This is a genomic window from Sphingobacterium sp. UBA3549 (assembly GCF_002376635.1).
GTDB lineage: Bacteria > Bacteroidota > Bacteroidia > Sphingobacteriales > Sphingobacteriaceae > Sphingobacterium.
On record NZ_DFOE01000027.1, the window covers coordinates 1 to 17,470 of the forward strand.

Here is a 17,470-nt window from a genome sequence, read left to right on the forward strand (position 1 = left end):
CATTTTGAGACAGCCTCTTTTTTGGTTTAAAAGGTACTCCCCCCTAAATAAGGAACATGCTAAAAGTCGCGAGACAGTACCCTCTATATTCATACGCGTTCCCAATTCCATCTTTATCCCAACGGTATACTAGCGAAAACATCGATTTTTTTTCGTAAGTGTAGCTCGCTCGCTTTTCTTCTTTAATTCTTAGTTCTAACAAACTATAATCAAATGGGGATCAGTTTTGGGTTTTCGACGTTGATTGTTCAGTGCTCGTTCAGTACTCACTGATCGCTCAGTAAAGACTGAGCAATCAATGGGCAAATACTGTCTAAAAATTGATTTAAAATTGTGGCTAGGTATAAGCTGGTATAAGGATATGTAAACTCGATTAATTATCTTAACTTCTTACAATCATTCCATTGGATCAAATAAATTGTTGAGGATTCCGTCTAGGAAGCATGCTCCCTATTGATTTAAGAAGCCATGTTAGCATGTTTTAGAACTTAGAAGGATCGATCGGCAGCCAGCTCCATAGTATTAGATAAGCTTAAATTTACCTCAGCAGGCTATAGAATCGGCGGAGGTGCCAATTATTTAGTATATTGTTTCCATACAAAACTTTAAGTTTTCAGAAGAGTATTTCTTCGCATATCGAACGCAAACTTTTCTTATACAGCGTGAGGAGATTGTAAGCTTAAAGTGAATATCCGAAAAAGTAGTGGTCTGTTATTGGGAAAATTTATTAGTATACAACGATTGGTTTGGTACAACAATAAGAGATTTTAAACGATAAAAAATGGCCGGAATTTATTCCGACCATGACTGGGATTAATCTCCCCTTTCTATGCTTTTGCCTGTAAAGCCAATGCGTATAATTTCATTTGCTTGATCATGGATAACAAGCCGTTTGCTCTTGTGGGTGACAAATGTTCTTTCAATCCTATTTGGTCAACAAAATATAAATCAGCATCAACGATTTCTTTAGCAGTATGTCCAGATAGCACTTTGACCATTAAACTCACCAGCCCTTTGGTGATAATAGCATCGCTATCCGCTTTAAAATATACCTTTCCATCTCTTATTTCTGGAAAAAGCCATACTTTGGATTGACATCCTTTGATAATATATTCATCTGTTTTGTATCGTTCATCAATTAGAGGCACTTCTTTTCCAAGCTGGATGATATACTCATATTTTTCCATCCAATCTGTGAAAAAAGCGAAATCCTCGATCAATTCATCCTGTATTTCATTAATGGTCATACTTATTTTTCTGTTAAATCAACATGTTCACCGCGCGCTGAATTCCCGCAACCAAAGCATCTATTTCCTCTTTTGTATTATACACGGCTAAAGAAGCACGGATAGTCCCTGGTATTCCAAACCGATCCATGACAGGCTGCGCACAGTGGTGTCCCGTACGGACAGCAATCCCCAATTTATCTAAGATAACACCGACATCATAAGGATGTGTACCTTCTATTAAAAAGGATATCACAGAACACTTATGCTCGGCTGTACCTATAAACCGTATTCCCGAAACTTCAGATAGCTTCTCTGTAGCGTACTGCAACAATTCAAGTTCATAGGCTTCAATACTTTCCAGACCAATTGAATTGATATAATCGATCGCCTCATTCAAACAGATACCAGCCTCAATATTAGGTGTACCGGCCTCAAATTTAAAAGGTAATTCATTATACGTTGTTTTTTCAAAGGTGACCTCTTTAATCATATCTCCACCACCTTGATAAGGCGGCATCGCGTTTAACAAATCTTCTTTACCGTATAACACGCCTACTCCTGTAGGTCCATACATTTTATGGCCTGAAAACACCAAAAAATCGACGTCAAGTTTTTGAACATCAATTTTTATATGTTGCACGGCTTGAGCAGCATCAACCAACACGACAGCTCCATACTGGTGGGCCATTGAAATAATCTCACCCACTGGATTGATTGTCCCGAGCGCATTTGACACATAGGTCACTGCAACTAATTTGGTTTTTTCATTTAACAAATTCTCGTACGCGACCATATCGAGTTCACCTTTGTCATTCATTGGAATAACCCGGATCTTACAACCCTTTTCGTCACAAAGCATCTGCCAAGGCACAATATTAGAGTGGTGCTCCATTGCTGAAATAATAATCTCATCACCAGCATGGATAAAAGCTCGGCCATAGCAAGTAGCAATAAGATTAATACCATCTGTGGTCCCTTTAGTGATAATAACCTCTTTGTCATCTGCTGCATGAATAAAGGCTTGAACTTTTTTTCGAGTTATTTCAAAAGCGTCCGTTGATATTTGACTAAGATAATGCACACCGCGGTGCACATTACTATTCATATCGGTATAATAGCGTACAATCGAATCGATAACAGCACTTGGTTTCTGTGTTGTTGCGCCGTTATCCAAATAAACCAATGGCTTACCATTTACCTCTCTTTTGAGAATGGGAAAATCAGCACGTATTTTATCTATATTAAATCTTTCCAACTTTGTCTAAATAATTTATACAAAGTTAATAGTATTTTATAGAATACAGGATGGTCAATCTGTTTTTTATGTCATTATCGACAGCGCTCCAGAGACGCTGTCCAATAAAAAAGCAATTTTGCCGTTTTAACAATTATAGTTAGCTTTTATAAATTATAGATGCTATTTAGTACCTTTGTAATAATATGCAAGAATTACCTCTAAATTTACCAGAAGGCTCACGTAAAGAAGTGATGGCCTATTTGGAACCGTTCATGCTCAATGAGATGAGCGAATACCTGAAGCCTGTTGAAGAAATGTGGCAACCTGCCGATTTTCTTCCGGATTCTTCTAGGGATACTTTTTTTGAGGAAGTAAGAGAGTTGCAGGAAAGTGCAAAAGAGCTCTCTTATGATTTGGTCGCTGTATTAGTTGGAGATACCATCACCGAAGAGGCTCTTCCTACTTATGAATCCTGGTTGACTATGGTAGAAGATGTCGACAAAAACGAGCAGGGAGGATGGATGAAATGGGTACGCGCTTGGACAGCTGAAGAAAATCGTCATGGTGATCTTTTGAACAAATACCTTTATTTGTCGGGTAGAATAGACATGCGCCAATTTGAAATGTCTACGCAATACCTTATTCAAGATGGTTTTGATATCGGTACTGGCGCTGACCCATACCGGAATTTTATTTATACTTCATTCCAGGAATTGGCAACCAATGTTTCCCATCGTCGTGTATCCGGCCTTTCCAAAAAAGGCGGCGATAAACTTTTGGCAAAAATGTGTGGTGTCATCGCCTCTGATGAAGCACGTCATGCCAAAGCCTATATGTCTTTTATTTCAAAAGCAATTACTGTAGATCCAAGTGAAGTCATGATCGCATTTGAAGACATGATGCGTAAAAAAATAGTTATGCCTGCCCAATTTTTAAGAGAAGCAGGCGAGCCTCAAGGAGAGGCGTTTGCGCATTTCTCTGACGCCGCCCAGCGGTTGGGGGTATATACAGCTTTGGACTACGTTGATATCTTAAAAGAGCTGAATAGTGAATGGAACATTGATCAGGTAACAGGACTGAATGATAAAGGGGAAAAAGCGAGAGATTATCTCCTAAAACTACCCGATCGTTTGATTAGACTGGCAGACCGTATGAAGGTTCCGGAAAAAGATTATAAATTCAAATGGATTTACGGATAACATAAAAAAAGCNNGCTTTTTTTATGTTATCCGTAACGAAGTTTCAAATCTTTCACTTACTTTACATTGCCCATCAATTTTCGTACAAATGGAGAGAGAGCGATAAGCACCACTCCCGCAATCAAAGAGTATAATCCCAATTGCTTATAACTGTCTGTATATGCTAACAATTTATCAGCTAATGAGCTTCCCTCCTTAGCTTCGGCCATACTTGCACCAATCAAACCAGCTACGTATTGTCCGTAAGCGCTAGCCAAGAACCACATTCCCATCATAATACCTTGCAATCGCGCTGGGGATAATTTTGTCATAATCGAAAGACCAATGGGTGAAAGACAGAGCTCTCCCACCGTGATGACGAGTAGCGCCAGCGTGAAGATATCCAATGACGCCATACCATTAAAAGCAAATAAGCGCGTAGCAAAGAGAACATAATATCCTAATCCCAAGAAAACAAAACCAAGACCAAACTTAATAATGGTGTTTGGCTCTAACTTACGCTTACCCAACCAAATCCAGAAAAGACCAAAAAGAGGTGCTAATACGATAATAAATAGTGCTCCCCCGGAATTGTTAACACCATTCGGATCCAGCTTCATCACGCCTAACAAAGAATCATTCAGATGTTTTGCAGCAAAAATGCTCAATGACCCCCCACTCTGTTCATATATTCCCCAAAAAATAATAGAGAAAAGTATAAATACCAAAGCAGCAATCAATTTATTACGTTCCTCTGATGTCACTTTAGACATTTCATAGAAAAGATACAGCAGTGTCAAAGGGCCTATCGTATACATAAAATAGTCAGTATATTGCGTTTTTGACACCATAATCTGAACGATGGGAATAAAAATTAATGTCGCAGTATATACGCCATATTCTGCCCATTTTGGAAGTGCCTTTGTTTTGACAATCGCATCGGGATCCCCCGGCTGAAGTCCAATAGGGCCCAAATGTCTTTTGGTAAAATGAAAATTCACTAAACTTACCAGCATGCCTACTGCCGCCAAACCAAAAGCGACATTCCACCGATGCCCCTCAGAAATCAATGAGGCAAGCATATATCCCTTCCCGATAGCAACACAGATATACCCTCCTAAGAAAGCACCCAAATTTATTCCAGCATAAAATAATGAAAATCCTCCGTCTCGACGAACATCACCTTTTTTATACAATTCGCCCACCATCGTCGAAATATTAGGTTTAAAAAAACCAGTACCTATAATGATAAATGATAAACCAAAAAAGAAATATTTATGTGGGTCCGCTGCAAGAAAAAGACTTCCTACGATCATCAATAAACCACCCCAAAATAAAGACTTTCTAAAACCTAGGATTTTGTCTGCAAATAATCCACCAATGAATGTAAATGCATAGACAAACGCTTGTGTCGCCCCATACTGCAAATTTGCATCCTTCTCAGCAAAGTTTAGTTGGGTGATCATAAAGAACACCAACATACCGCGCATACCGTAGAAACAAAATCTTTCCCACATCTCGGAAAAGAATAAACTCCAGATTTGTTTTGGATACTTTCCTTCAAAATTTTGAATCTCTTCTAGCGACTCCCTTGTACTAACCTCCATACTAATTTATATTAATCAAAAAAGCTTCTTTCGTAGAAGAAGCTTATATAGTTATTATTTAATTCCGTGCATCAATCGCTTAATCAAAGGATTAAACAGCATTACTAGCAAGCCTGCCAAAGCTGGAATTGCAGTAAACAAGAAGAAAAAGTAGCTCAATGAGTGTTCCTCTTGAATGGTCTCTACCTGTCCCCCTAATACGGCCGCAACCTTCTGCGCAATGGCGATTGCTAAATACCAAATTCCAAACATAAAAGCAAGCATCCGTGCGGGCACTAATTTCGACACATAAGATAGACCTACAGGCGAAATAAATAATTCACCCAATGTATGGAACAAATAGGTTAGCACCAAAAATACCATCGAGATTTTAGTACCTTGACTTATCCCCAGTGATCCTAATCCAATAATTAAAAATCCAATAGCAACTAAGATCAGACCAAAGCCATATTTAAAAGCCGCAGAAGGATTGTATTTAGACTCCCAAATTTTGGATACAGAAGAAGCAAGTGCAATAATAAAAAATGAGTTTAGGATAGAAAACCAAGAGACTTTAATTTCTGACGCCTCCTTGTTAAATTCTTTATATAGCATCCAAATAGCAGCCCCCCAAATCAAACCAAAACAGATGAACAATACGATATTGGAGATCGCGATTTTATTCCAGGTTACTTTCGCCAATTTGATCAGAACCCAAGTAATAATTGAAAGGGGGACAATGGTTAACAAGCCGTTCACCACATTAAAAGTTGTTAATGCAGCCCCGCTAAGGACTCGATCAATGTTATCCCTTGCCACAATAACCAATGAAGTTGCTCCTTGTTCAAAACTCATAAAGAAGAATACCAGAAAAAAGGCCAGTAATACTACGGCAAACATACGGTCCCTAACCACTTTATCATAACGCAGTATGCGCGTAACAATCAGATATACAAAGAGAATCAACGCTACGATTACCATGATATACTGTCCTCTTAAAAATGGGGTATCCAAACGTGAGAATACATCCACAATACCATTCTTAGACAATGGATCATTAAAAGCATATACGAACCCAATAATAGAGACTACAGCTATCAATACATAATCACGCAGGGTAAATGGATTTCTGGTATCGGTATCCTCAGTAACAACTTTATGCCCTTCAACCAAAGACTTACTCAAAACACCAAGATTGCCCATTAGCGGTTTTGCGAAAACGAACTGCAACGTTCCTAAAAGCATAAAGATACCAGCCAATCCAAATCCCCAGTGCCAACCATAGGTTTCGGCAATATATCCACATAACATCATGCCAAAGAAAGCACCAGCATTAACTCCCATGTAGAAAATGGTATAAGCACCATCTTTTTTCTCCGGCAGATCTTTATACATTTCTCCTAGAATAGAGGGCATGTTCGGTTTGAAAAAGCCTGTTCCTATAACTAGACAGACCAAACCAAGGAAAAACATAATGGAGGTATCAAAAGCCATGGCAGCATGCCCAAGCGTCATAATCGCTGATCCAATGATAACTGCTTTACGCGATCCAATATATTTATCTGCAATAATCCCTCCTAGAATAGGAGTTAAGTAGAGCATCATAGCATATGTACCATAAAGTGCCCCTGCTTGTTGAGCCGTCCAGGACCATCCCGAGAATGGACTACCTTGAATGACAGCCGCGGTTAGAAACTGCATTAAAAGTACTCGCATTCCGTAGAACGAAAAACGCTCCCACATCTCAGTAAAAAAAAGGACAAAGAGTCCCGAACGCTGTCCTAACACATTTGATTTAAAAAAATCAGTCGACGGGCTATTAGCAATATCCCCGTTTAATCTACCCATAAATAATCAACCTTTATTTTTTGATAAAATATTTACAAAGAAACAAAAACAAAATCACTTTTGACCAAAATAAAGTTGCATAAACAAAAAAAGGCAACCCTTTGGATTGCCTTTTCAGTAACAATTTTAATATGTCCTATCTCTTGTGCAATTGCTCATAAAGGTCAATAACTTTCTTCTGCAATTCAATTACTTCGCCATCGCGTTGTTGTAATTTTTGCGTCAAAGCATTCACCTCATTTACATATTCCTTATCTTCTTCAGAATCTGAAGTAGATAAAAGTTGAACAACTGTCAAATTGAATAATTTTGAGATTTGATTCAGGCGAGACAAATTTACATCTGTAATCCCTGTTTCAATTTTAGAAAATGCTGGGATTGAGATATCCAATCGCTTTGCAACATCCTCTTGACTCCACCCTTTTTGGTGTCTAAGTAATCTGATTTTTTTTCCTAATGCATTCATCTGGTAGATATTTTAAACAAAAATAATAAATTACAACTTAATTTACATTAAATTATATTTTTTTCTCTAAAAATCCCTAAAAAATCGATCAGCAAGCACCGATAGATTAACCCCATTATAATTATTTAAACTCATAAGAAGTAAATTGTACCCCTTTGACTTGACACCATCCAAAAAGGAATAGAGCCCCTCCAGACTTACAACAACCTCTAAATCAGGACTATTAAAACTATCCTTGATATTAATTGGGACACTTTCAATATCTTTATTAAGTTCTTTACAGGAATTTATATTCACGTAAACTACAGATACATCCGACTCTCTCATAGAGTTCGCATATTGTAACAAAAACGATGAATCTAGACTATCATACGAGTTTAATTCGATAATTGTAACCAATTTCTGATTAGGAAACTGCTCTTTTACGGCATGAATACTTGACTTGACTTTATCCGCGTTACACGCATAATCCTGATACACCACAGATCCTTCAGAACTTGCAACAAACTCCAAATAGCGGATCGAAGTATTAAAGCTTTTGATCGCTTCAAAGAATTCTTTCTTTTTAATTCCCAACCATTCACAAATTGTATACGCTCCTGCAATATTAGATAGGTTATGCTTACCGAAAACCTGCAATGGAACATCACCATCTGGCGTATTGATATACGTTACCCCTTTATTAATCGTATAATCAGGAATTTTATAACCATGTCTATTGATCTTACAATCTTTCGTATCTTGCAGAACTTTCTGTAAAACAAGATCTTCCTTATTATATATTAGCGTACCTTTAGGCGGAATAGAGTCAATAAAATCTTCAAATTGTTTAATATATTCCTCTTGGGATATTTTCGAATTAAACTCATTCCACATAATACCCGAAATCAGGGCTATGTTGGGTTTATAATACAGGAATTTAGACTTAGGGTCAATCTTAGATGAAACATATTCATCTCCTTCGATAATAATAATCTTATTATGTTTGGTGATATCTACCAACTTATCAAAGCCTCTTAGCTGCGCTCCTACTAAATAGTCAAATTCTTTTCCTAAAAATCGCATCACGTGCATGACCATGCTCGTGATCGTCGTCTTACCGTAACTTCCCGCAATAACTACTCTAATTTTATCTTGCGAAAGCTCTTGAATAAATTCTGGAAAAGAATAAATTTTAAGACCTAATGCTTGTGCCCGCTTTAGCTCGGGATTATCAGCTTGTGCATGAGCTCCCAAGATAACAGCATCGATATCCTCAGTCACTCTTTCGTCAAACCACCCGAGTTGATCAGGAAGTAACCCTGCTTCAATTAGATGAGAACGAGAAGGCTCCACGATCTGATCGTCTGAACCTGTTACTTGATGCCCTTGTTTTGCCAATGAAATAGCAAGGTTATGCATCACACTACCACCTACCGCTATAAAATGAATCCGCATAGTAAATTACCGCTTCACAAATTTGGCTGCACACCAATTGTTTAAAACCTTATTGGAGATAAACTCAAATCCTAATGATGTTGCTGCATCTATTAAGATTGGTAAATCTTCTTGCTCATAGAAACCACTTAAGTATAACTCTCCCCCTGTGTGGATACTCAACGCATATTGTGGCAATTGCTCTAACAAGATATTACGATTAATATTTGCCAAAATTACATCAAAGCTCCGACCTTCCAATAGCTCGTAAGATCCACAGAGAGCCTGAATATGCTCAACATGATTAAGCGCTCTATTTTCAATTACACTTTCCACACAAATTTCATCATAATCTACCGCCAATACAGCATCAGCTCCCTTCTTTGATGCCAGAATTGCTAGGATCCCTGTACCACAACCCATGTCCAAAACTTGCTTTCTACTAAAGTCATTCTCCAAAATATATTGGAGCATCATCGATGTTGTTTGATGGTGACCTGTTCCAAAAGACATCTTGGGGTCTAAAATAATTTCGTATGGAAATTCCGTTCTTGCTGCATGAAAAGTGGCGCGCACGTAGCATTGTCCACCAACCTCAATTGGGTTAAAGTTACTTTCCCAAAGTTTATTCCAATTCTGATTTTCTATTTCCTGCACTTTATAATCGACCTCTAGGCCTTCATACAGTTGCATCATCAACGTCTCTAACGCCTGCAAGTCAAGATTTGCAGCCGGAATATAGGCTGCAAATCCAGATTCGGTATCCTCAAAAGTATCAAAGCCAATATCAGCTAAATCAGATATCAACAAATCCTTTTGCCACTCTTCACCTGATCGCATTTGAAAGATAACCTCTATGTATTTCATTTCTAAAAATTAGCCGTTAAATACTTTAGCGATATCAATAAAATCTCTTGATTTTAAAGATGCCCCTCCAATCAAACCACCGTCGATATCTGCCTGAGCAAATAGCTCTTTCGCATTGCCAGGATTACAAGATCCTCCATAAAGAATACTCGTATCATCAGCAACCTCCTGACCATAGTGATCAGCAAGAACCTTACGGATGAAATTATGCACCTCTTGTGCTTGCTCCGGACTCGCTGTTAACCCCGTACCAATAGCCCATACAGGTTCATAAGCTAAGACTACTGCTCCAAACGCTTCTTTCGACAAGTGGAACAAGCCTGCATTCAATTGTGTTTTAATCACATCGAAGAAAGCACCAGATTCACGTTCTTCCTTTGTTTCTCCAATACAAAAAATTGGAGTTAAGCTATGTTTCAGAGCAATATCTACTTTTGATGCCAATAATGCATCTGTTTCACCAAAATAAGCACGTCTTTCGGAATGGCCTAAAATAACATGTGAAGCACCGACTGATTTTACTTGTGAAGCTGAAATTTCACCTGTATAGGCTCCAGACTCAGCTTGATGAATATTCTGTGCACCGATATTTACATTTGCCACATTTTTAGACAATTGTCCGAGACTTGACAAATGTATAAATGGGCTGCAAACAACCAATTCTTGATTTCCAATCACTTCATCTTTGGCCATATTGATAATTTCGGAAAATAAACTTAATCCTGATTGATAGTCCAAATTCATTTTCCAATTACCAGCTACGATTTTTCTACGCATGATTTTACGATTTAATTATATTTCTTGTTAAGTTGAATCAATTTATCTTTTATCTGCTCTGTGAGCACCTTCCCTTTCGAAGCATATAAAGCCTCTAAATATGCTATGAATTTATCAAATTCATAGGTCTCTGTACGCCCTCCAAACACCCAGGCAAATGACGGTACAAATTTAGCATAAAAACTTGTATCTGCCAGCATGCTTGCAAGACCAATTACAGTACCCGTATTTAAAGCCGAATTAATGCCGATACGTGTATAATCACCGATAAATGATCCACATTTTAAAAGCCCCGTATCCCTGTCGCGATTTAATGCATAATCATAAATAGCGACCGTTTTCAAGTTATTCTTTAGATTAGAATTGGACGTTCCTGCCCCCAGATTACACCAATCCCCGATAACTGAGCAGCCTAGATAACCATGATGCCCCTTAGCCGAAAAGTCACCAATAACCGAATTACCGATCTCTCCACCGACCACCGCGTGCTCTCCCACGGAAACATTACCATAAATGGTAGTTCCCATTTTTACAACCGATCCTCTCCCAAGGTATAAAGGACCACGTAAATGAGCTCCTTCCATGATTGTAACACCTTCATCAATATATATTGGACCGTGAAGTGAATTAAGTGTTGCACATTCCATGCTAACATTATGCGCAATAAAAATATGATTACCCAGCAGTTGATTTGTTTCAGATATGCATGGCAACTTAACATCTTCAATCAACAAATTAAAATCCCTTGTTATTTCTGGACCATTCAATAAAAATAGGTCTTCGACTCCTTTTAAAATACTAACATCACATCCTATTTCCGTTACGCGGTAAAAGCCAGTACAGGTATAACGATAACATAACACATAGCCATCCTGCACCAGTACTTCACCAATATCCATTTTTTTTAACGCTTCCATTAATGCAGTTGAAGGAACAAGATTTTCGGATACAAATATAAGCCCTTCCTCATGATCCCAGTTGGCAACGAACTGAACACTATATGTCGAACCTATCTTTTTCCATTTTTCTCGTAAAGTGAGCACACCGACCCGCAGATCCAAGCAAGATTTAATGAAAGTGAGTGGATAAAGAGTCTTTTTATTGAAAGTAGTCAAATTGGAGGTAAGCCTATCCAACGTCTGGATAGCATCAAAGCAGTCGGTAAAGAAGATTTTCACAACCTAAAAATAATAAAAAAAACTCGACAAATCATATTTATCGAGTTTTTAATATTGTAATATACAGATCTGCTACAATTATTTTTTGTTGTAACGGCTACGGAATTTGTCGATACGACCGGCAGTATCAACCAATTTCATTTTACCTGTATAGAAAGGGTGTGATGTGTGAGAGATCTCTAGTTTTACAACTGGATACTCATTACCATCTTCCCATGTGATAGTTTCTTTAGTATCAACACAAGATTTTGTAATAAAAGCATAGTCATTTGACATATCTTTAAATACAACTAATCTGTAATTTGAAGGATGCAAATCTTTTTTCATTATTATTATGATTACGTATATTCAATTATTGAGGTGCAAAGATAACTTATAAAAATGTAACTTACAACAATTACCAAGAATAATTAGTTGATTTTTTTCACATTTTCATTAACAGCACTCATCAAGGTCACAAAGGTAACATTCTTTAATCTAACCAAAGAATAATTTTGTTTACCGACTCCCAAACCCAACACAAAACATTAATAAATAGAATTTTATGTAACACAAAATTAAATTAGATAAAAAATTTCCGCTTATATTTTGATACTAAAAACGCTAGGCTTATCATTGAATGAAGCGTTTATTCCAAAGTGACAAAGATGAAAAGTGACAATGGGGATATGTCCTGCCATTTACACTACAGATTTCGAGACAATTGCTACATCAGACGCCAAATAGCATAACCGTGTCAAACAAAATCCTTGGTTAAAAAGCTGGCACGAAAAAAAATGGCCCGGAGTTAGGTTCCACACCTAACCAAAAACCATTTCGCCAAAGAATTGAGGCAGATGGAAATTAGGAGCTGGGTTTTCTATTTTATTCCAGGAGATAAAATGTGGCTGTTTGAGGTGATCACCACATTTATAGAAATTACCATGAATTATTTTACCTTTCAAGTTTACAAGTTCGTCAAACTTAAATATAGAAAGCGGAATTACCTCAATCATCGTCCATCGCTTATCACTACCATTACGCATTATTAAGGAAAAGGTACGAACCTTTTCTATCTCACTCGTATCTAATCTATTTCTTGCTGCTTTTTCGGCAGTACCATAACCGATCAATCCAGTTCCAATTAAATTAAATTCTAAGTTGTAATAATGCTTACAACCATCAAATGACACAAAAAATTCCACACAACTGTCTTCCCATACATTTTGATTGGCTTCAGAATAGTGGCCGCGAAGCTGTTCTTCGATGACCTCATATTGCAATACTAGGTACTCCGCTGTGTAACCAATTTTAAATTGTACTTCGGGTTTGTATGGGAAGGATTCGCTCCAATTGTTACAACTCAGCGACTGCGTTTCGAGATCACTCATGAGCTCTGACAAGGTCTTATAATCAAGATCCTTTGTCAAATCAGCTGCAATAGGCAAAATAGTCAATTTCTTCATTCAACTCTGTTTTTTTTTGGAAAAAAGAAGCTTCGTCTACTTGACAGAAGCTTCCAAATATGATTAAAGGTATAAAATTGTTAAATGCAATCAAAAACAACCTTACGCATAAATGCTTCATTCCTTTCCATCTCCTCTACCAGCTTCAGTTGTGTGTTTGTACGCACGAGATTGTGATCCTCGTACTTTGTTTTGTAATAATGGTCGCCTTCCAAATAGTCAGTCAAAAAACGTACGCCCTGCATAAAAGGCAATAAAAAAGCCCCATCTACCAATGTTTCTTTTTCCATAGTCGTCAAAAAGTCATTCGCTTCTTCGAGATAACCTTCCGCATAAGCTTTATACAAAGCCAAATTAAGGCTAATTTTAGACACATCGGTTTCATCTTCCGCAACAGGATTTATAATCGTCCGAATAGCATCACCGAAGTCGTATGCAACATATCCAGGCATTACCGTATCCAAATCTATCACGCATTGCATTTTATCATGATGATCCAAGAGCACATTATTAAACTTGGTATCATTATGGGTTATGCGCAGGGGAAGTTTACCCTTGCTACCTAGTTGAAGAATGGTCTGCATGCGATCTTCGCGGCTAAAGATAAAATCTAATCTGTCTTTCACCAATGCTACGCGTTTACAGTTGTCTTTAGCGATCGCTTTCCGAAGATTTTCAAGTCTAAAATCTATATTATGAAAGTTAGGAAGAACTTCAACGATCAGTGACGCATCCAAATCTGACAACTGCTTTTGGAAAAGACCAAAAGCACGCCCGCCCTCCGCTGCTTGAAATTCAGTTTCTACAATATCATAACTCTTCGTATCTTCAATTAGGATAAACATACGCCAATAATTTCCACGGTCATCTTGGATATACAAATTCCCGTCTATCGTCGGGACAATGGTTAATACGTGATCGCTGACTCTTTTGCCCTTTGCGACTTTAACTTTTTCACTAAGATGCTTGGTAACTAGCGCTATATTGTGCATTAGCCCATCCACATTAGGAAAAACATGGTGATTAATCCGTTGCAATAAGTACGATACCTGGGTATTTTCAGTAGTAATTACACGATAAGTATCATTGATATGACCAGAACCAAATGGTTGAACCGAAATGATATCTCCTTCTAATGTGAATTGTTTTGCCGCGCGCTCTATTACTAATTGGTTAAAATCAGACATTAAACTATGTTTTTAAATCATCAATGTGCTTGCAATATCACAAATTGAATTAATAAATGATAATTTTTATTTCAATCAAACGTTTGCATGAAATTTATTAAAATTAAGCAAACGTTTGCACATTCATTTATCGCAAATGAAATAATATATTTGTTTAGAATAGCCAGTCCAACAGACTGTTTTAATAAGTAAATAACTAATATACAAACTCCCCATATCTCAAAACAATGGATAGAAGAAATTTCATAAGATCGACTGCCATCACTACAGCTGGAATCGGTGTCCTTTCAAGTACAGACTTATTTGCCCAAACAAATGGTAAGATAAAAATTGGCTTTATTGGCGTAGGTCTTCGAGGACGTAATCATGTGCAAATTGCGCTAAATAGAGATGATCTTGAAATTGTGGCGATCTGTGACACTCAAGAAGAATCTCTAGCCCAATGCCGTAAACAATTTAATGCAAAGGGAACCAAACTTCCAAAAGAATATACGGGCGGTAAAGAGGCTTACAAAAAGATGTTAAGCAACGAAAAATTAGATGCCGTTATTATTGCCACTCCTTGGCAGTTCCACAAAGACCAAGCTATTGACGCAATGAAGGCAGGATTATATGTAGGGTGCGAGGTTATTGCCGGTTTAACTGTGCAAGATCATTGGGACGTTGTCAAAGCTTCCGAAGAAACCGGAAAACCTTACATGACATTGGAAAATGTAGCGTTTCGGCGCGATGTACTTGCTGTATTAAACATGCATAGACACGGGCTTTTCGGTGAATTATTACATCTTGAAGGGGGCTATCAACATGATTTACGTGAAGTGCTTTTCAACGACGGAAAAAATTATTATGGTCACGGTGTCGAGTACGGCCCAAAAGCAATTTCAGAGGCGCAATGGCGCACACAATTCAACATCGACCAAGACGGCGATCTTTACCCTACACACGGATTAGGCCCAATCATGCAATTTGTAGACATCAACAAAGGAAACAGATTCACTCATATTACTTCTTACTCAAGTAAAGCGCGTGGATTGGCTGCGTATGTCAATAAAGTTTCCCCAGGACACCCTAATGGTAAGATCAATTACAAAAATGGGGACATCACACAAACGATGTTACAATGTGCGAATGGAGAAACCATGTTATTGACGCATGACACACACTTACCAAGACCCTATTCTATCGGTTTTCGCGTACAAGGAACAGATGGGATTTGGATGGATGTTGCCAAAGGCATACATATCGAAGGTAAATCTAAACCGCACACTTGGGATTCTGCAGACGAATGGGTAAAGAAATATGACCACCCAATTTGGAAAAAATATGAAGAATTAGCAAATGGTTCTGGTCATGGCGGAATGGATTGGTTTGTATTCAATGCGTTCATTCAATCCGTGAAACAAAAGGTACAGACTCCAATTGATGTATACGATTCTGTAACCATGAGTGCAGTATTTCCCTTATCTACCGAATCTATTGCGAAAGGAAATAAGACGTTGGAATTCCCTGATTTCACGAAAGGAAAATGGAAAACGAAGAAAAACACCTTTATGTTAGATGATAGTGGAATGTAATTAGAAAGACACACTTACTATTAAAAAAGCCGTATTGGAAGAAATACGGCTTTTTTTATGAATGCACCACATAATCATAATAATCCTACTATTTAGCTGGTCTTTTCCGTAAATTAGCCCTAGCAAAAACTTTCAACTCATTATGCTTACCGAAGCAATTATTATTTTAGCCCTGATTATTCTAAATGGAATACTGTCGGCATCAGAAATATCCATCGTATCCAGCAGAAAAGCAAGATTACAGGCCGAAAGCGATAAAAATAATGTAGCAGCCAAAATAGCGTTAAGTCTAAAAGAATCGCCCAACAGCTTTCTGTCTACTGTACAAATAGGTATTACGCTTATCGGGATATTAACAGGATTTTTTTCTGGTGGCAGTATATCATCGTACTTAGTAGAAATCTTCAATAAATCGAGTATTATCGCTCCATACAGCGAGCAGCTCGCTGTAATTATTGTTGTATTTATTATTACCTATTTTTCATTGGTACTTGGGGAGCTAGTACCCAAACGCATAGGTATGGCCATTCCAGAAAAGTATGCCATGCTTATTTCTTATCCGATGAATCTGCTCAGCAAAATAGTTCGGCCATTTGTGTGGTTACTAAGCATGTCAACAGAGTTTATCGTCAAAATACTTAATATTAAAAGCAGCGGTAATAGCGTCACGGAAGAAGAAATAAAAGCCCTGGTAGATGAGGGTGTGGATAGTGGAGTCATTGAAGGAATAGAACACGATATCGTGGACCGTCTGTTAAGTTTAGGGGACAAAAAAGCGGTTAACCTCATGACTCACCGTAAAAATATTGTGTTCTTGGACCTCGCAGAATCCTTTGAAGAAAACCGCAAGATTATACTAGACAACGATTATTCCATCTATCCTGTCTGTGAAGGTGGACTTGATAACATTCAAGGAGTTGTTCATGTAAAATCATTACTTCGACAATGTCTCCAAAATGAGCCTTTTGACCTAAGAGTCCTTATGTTGCCCATCAAATTTGTGAACGAGTTTAGTTCCTCCTACAGTATCATAAATACCTTGCGGACATCTAGTATTCATCAAGCGGTCGTCATAGACGAGTATGGGTCACCTCAAGGAATTATTACGTTACGGGATATTGTTGGTGATTTGGTAGGCAACATTGCAGAAAGCGATATCAGTGCCCGTCCAACAATACGTCAATTAGAAAATGGAGACTATGTTGTCGATGGACAATATCAGATCGAAACCCTTTTGGATGAATTTGAGATAGGCCTTTCTGAAGAAGATGAAAATGAGATTAGTAATGTCACTACCGTAGGTGGCTTAGTGTTCCTCCGGTTAGATCATGTACCCGAAGAAGGGGAACGTATCCAATTTAAAAACCTAATTTTTGAAGTGCTTGATATGGATGGACACCGCATCGATAAACTATTGATGAAAGTGACAGACTAGATCTGAATATTCCAAATCCCTATTATCTAAAAAGAAGCGTGGGCTGA

At 37.8% G+C, this 17,470-nt stretch carries 15 protein-coding genes; 3 read left to right on the plus strand and 12 right to left on the minus strand.

Annotated elements, in window-relative coordinates; translation table 11 throughout:
• Positions 1–827 precede the first annotated feature (827 nt).
• Positions 828–1,247, minus strand: a complete 420-nt coding sequence (locus B2W36_RS13465) for a SufE family protein (RefSeq protein WP_293885511.1) — start codon at positions 1,245–1,247, stop codon at positions 828–830.
• A gap of 13 nt (positions 1,248–1,260) precedes the next feature.
• Entirely contained in the window at positions 1,261–2,484 is a 1,224-nt protein-coding gene (locus tag B2W36_RS13470; protein ID WP_209578838.1) for a cysteine desulfurase, read from the minus strand.
• A 185-nt stretch (positions 2,485–2,669) separates the two neighbouring features.
• Here B2W36_RS13470 and B2W36_RS13475 point away from each other — a divergent pair, with 185 nt between their 5' ends.
• Positions 2,670–3,665 (plus strand): acyl-ACP desaturase, encoded by a 996-nt coding sequence (locus B2W36_RS13475; protein WP_209578839.1) that lies wholly within the window; start codon positions 2,670–2,672, stop codon positions 3,663–3,665.
• A 56-nt stretch (positions 3,666–3,721) separates the two neighbouring features.
• On the opposite strand, the gene B2W36_RS13480 is transcribed toward B2W36_RS13475, so the two are convergent.
• The 10 genes from B2W36_RS13480 to B2W36_RS13525 all read right to left on the minus strand — a co-directional run bounded on the left by B2W36_RS13480 (position 3,722) and on the right by B2W36_RS13525 (position 14,414).
• Positions 3,722–5,251 carry a peptide MFS transporter gene (locus tag B2W36_RS13480; protein WP_293888170.1) on the minus strand — a complete coding sequence of 510 codons (1,530 nt, stop codon included), beginning with the start codon at positions 5,249–5,251 and terminating at the stop codon, positions 3,722–3,724.
• 54 nt (positions 5,252–5,305) lie between these two features.
• Positions 5,306–7,078, minus strand: coding sequence for a peptide MFS transporter (locus B2W36_RS13485; RefSeq protein WP_293885507.1), 1,773 nt, complete (start codon positions 7,076–7,078; stop codon positions 5,306–5,308).
• Positions 7,079–7,214: 136 nt separating this feature from the next.
• A complete protein-coding gene (locus B2W36_RS13490; RefSeq protein ID WP_070566095.1) occupies positions 7,215–7,544 on the minus strand; it encodes a helix-turn-helix domain-containing protein in 330 nt (109 codons plus the stop codon).
• Between the two features lie 66 nt (positions 7,545–7,610).
• A complete protein-coding gene (locus tag B2W36_RS13495) occupies positions 7,611–8,981 on the minus strand; it encodes a Mur ligase domain-containing protein (RefSeq protein WP_293885502.1) in 1,371 nt (456 codons plus the stop codon).
• 6 nt (positions 8,982–8,987) lie between these two features.
• A complete protein-coding gene (prmA, locus tag B2W36_RS13500) occupies positions 8,988–9,827 on the minus strand; it encodes a 50S ribosomal protein L11 methyltransferase (RefSeq protein WP_293888172.1) in 840 nt (279 codons plus the stop codon).
• Between the two features lie 9 nt (positions 9,828–9,836).
• Positions 9,837–10,604: a triose-phosphate isomerase gene (gene tpiA, locus B2W36_RS13505; RefSeq protein ID WP_293888174.1), complete on the minus strand. Its 768-nt coding sequence runs from the start codon at positions 10,602–10,604 to the stop codon at positions 9,837–9,839.
• An 11-nt stretch (positions 10,605–10,615) separates the two neighbouring features.
• Complete coding sequence (locus B2W36_RS13510; protein ID WP_293885497.1) at positions 10,616–11,782, minus strand: putative sugar nucleotidyl transferase; 1,167 nt, start codon at positions 11,780–11,782, stop codon at positions 10,616–10,618.
• Positions 11,783–11,860: 78 nt separating this feature from the next.
• A complete protein-coding gene (locus B2W36_RS13515) occupies positions 11,861–12,109 on the minus strand; it encodes a type B 50S ribosomal protein L31 (RefSeq protein WP_209578846.1) in 249 nt (82 codons plus the stop codon).
• A gap of 473 nt (positions 12,110–12,582) precedes the next feature.
• Positions 12,583–13,227 (minus strand): carbohydrate-binding family 9-like protein, encoded by a 645-nt coding sequence (locus B2W36_RS13520; RefSeq protein WP_293888176.1) that lies wholly within the window; start codon positions 13,225–13,227, stop codon positions 12,583–12,585.
• A gap of 80 nt (positions 13,228–13,307) precedes the next feature.
• Complete coding sequence (locus B2W36_RS13525) at positions 13,308–14,414, minus strand: phosphotransferase enzyme family protein (protein ID WP_209578848.1); 1,107 nt, start codon at positions 14,412–14,414, stop codon at positions 13,308–13,310.
• 227 nt (positions 14,415–14,641) lie between these two features.
• On the opposite strand from B2W36_RS13525, the gene B2W36_RS13530 reads away from it, so the two are divergent.
• Complete coding sequence (locus tag B2W36_RS13530) at positions 14,642–15,988, plus strand: Gfo/Idh/MocA family protein (protein WP_293888179.1); 1,347 nt, start codon at positions 14,642–14,644, stop codon at positions 15,986–15,988.
• Between the two features lie 142 nt (positions 15,989–16,130).
• Complete coding sequence (locus B2W36_RS13535) at positions 16,131–17,423, plus strand: hemolysin family protein (protein ID WP_293888181.1); 1,293 nt, start codon at positions 16,131–16,133, stop codon at positions 17,421–17,423.
• Positions 17,424–17,470: the final 47 nt, after the last annotated feature.

Bases quoted from the DNA above. Each gene is read 5' to 3' on its own strand.
- B2W36_RS13465 (WP_293885511.1), bottom strand. From the start codon at position 1,247: ATGACCATTAATGAAATACAGGATGAATTGATCGAGGATTTCGCTTTT.
- B2W36_RS13475 (WP_209578839.1), top strand. From the start codon at position 2,670: ATGCAAGAATTACCTCTAAATTTACCAGAAGGCTCACGTAAAGAAGTG.
- B2W36_RS13480 (WP_293888170.1), bottom strand. From the start codon at position 5,251: ATGGAGGTTAGTACAAGGGAGTCGCTAGAAGAGATTCAAAATTTTGAA.
- B2W36_RS13485 (WP_293885507.1), bottom strand. From the start codon at position 7,078: ATGGGTAGATTAAACGGGGATATTGCTAATAGCCCGTCGACTGATTTT.
- B2W36_RS13490 (WP_070566095.1), bottom strand. From the start codon at position 7,544: ATGAATGCATTAGGAAAAAAAATCAGATTACTTAGACACCAAAAAGGG.
- B2W36_RS13495 (WP_293885502.1), bottom strand. From the start codon at position 8,981: ATGCGGATTCATTTTATAGCGGTAGGTGGTAGTGTGATGCATAACCTT.
- prmA (WP_293888172.1), bottom strand. From the start codon at position 9,827: ATGAAATACATAGAGGTTATCTTTCAAATGCGATCAGGTGAAGAGTGG.
- tpiA (WP_293888174.1), bottom strand. From the start codon at position 10,604: ATGCGTAGAAAAATCGTAGCTGGTAATTGGAAAATGAATTTGGACTAT.
- B2W36_RS13515 (WP_209578846.1), bottom strand. From the start codon at position 12,109: ATGAAAAAAGATTTGCATCCTTCAAATTACAGATTAGTTGTATTTAAA.
- B2W36_RS13520 (WP_293888176.1), bottom strand. From the start codon at position 13,227: ATGAAGAAATTGACTATTTTGCCTATTGCAGCTGATTTGACAAAGGAT.
- B2W36_RS13525 (WP_209578848.1), bottom strand. From the start codon at position 14,414: ATGTCTGATTTTAACCAATTAGTAATAGAGCGCGCGGCAAAACAATTC.
- B2W36_RS13530 (WP_293888179.1), top strand. From the start codon at position 14,642: ATGGATAGAAGAAATTTCATAAGATCGACTGCCATCACTACAGCTGGA.
- B2W36_RS13535 (WP_293888181.1), top strand. From the start codon at position 16,131: ATGCTTACCGAAGCAATTATTATTTTAGCCCTGATTATTCTAAATGGA.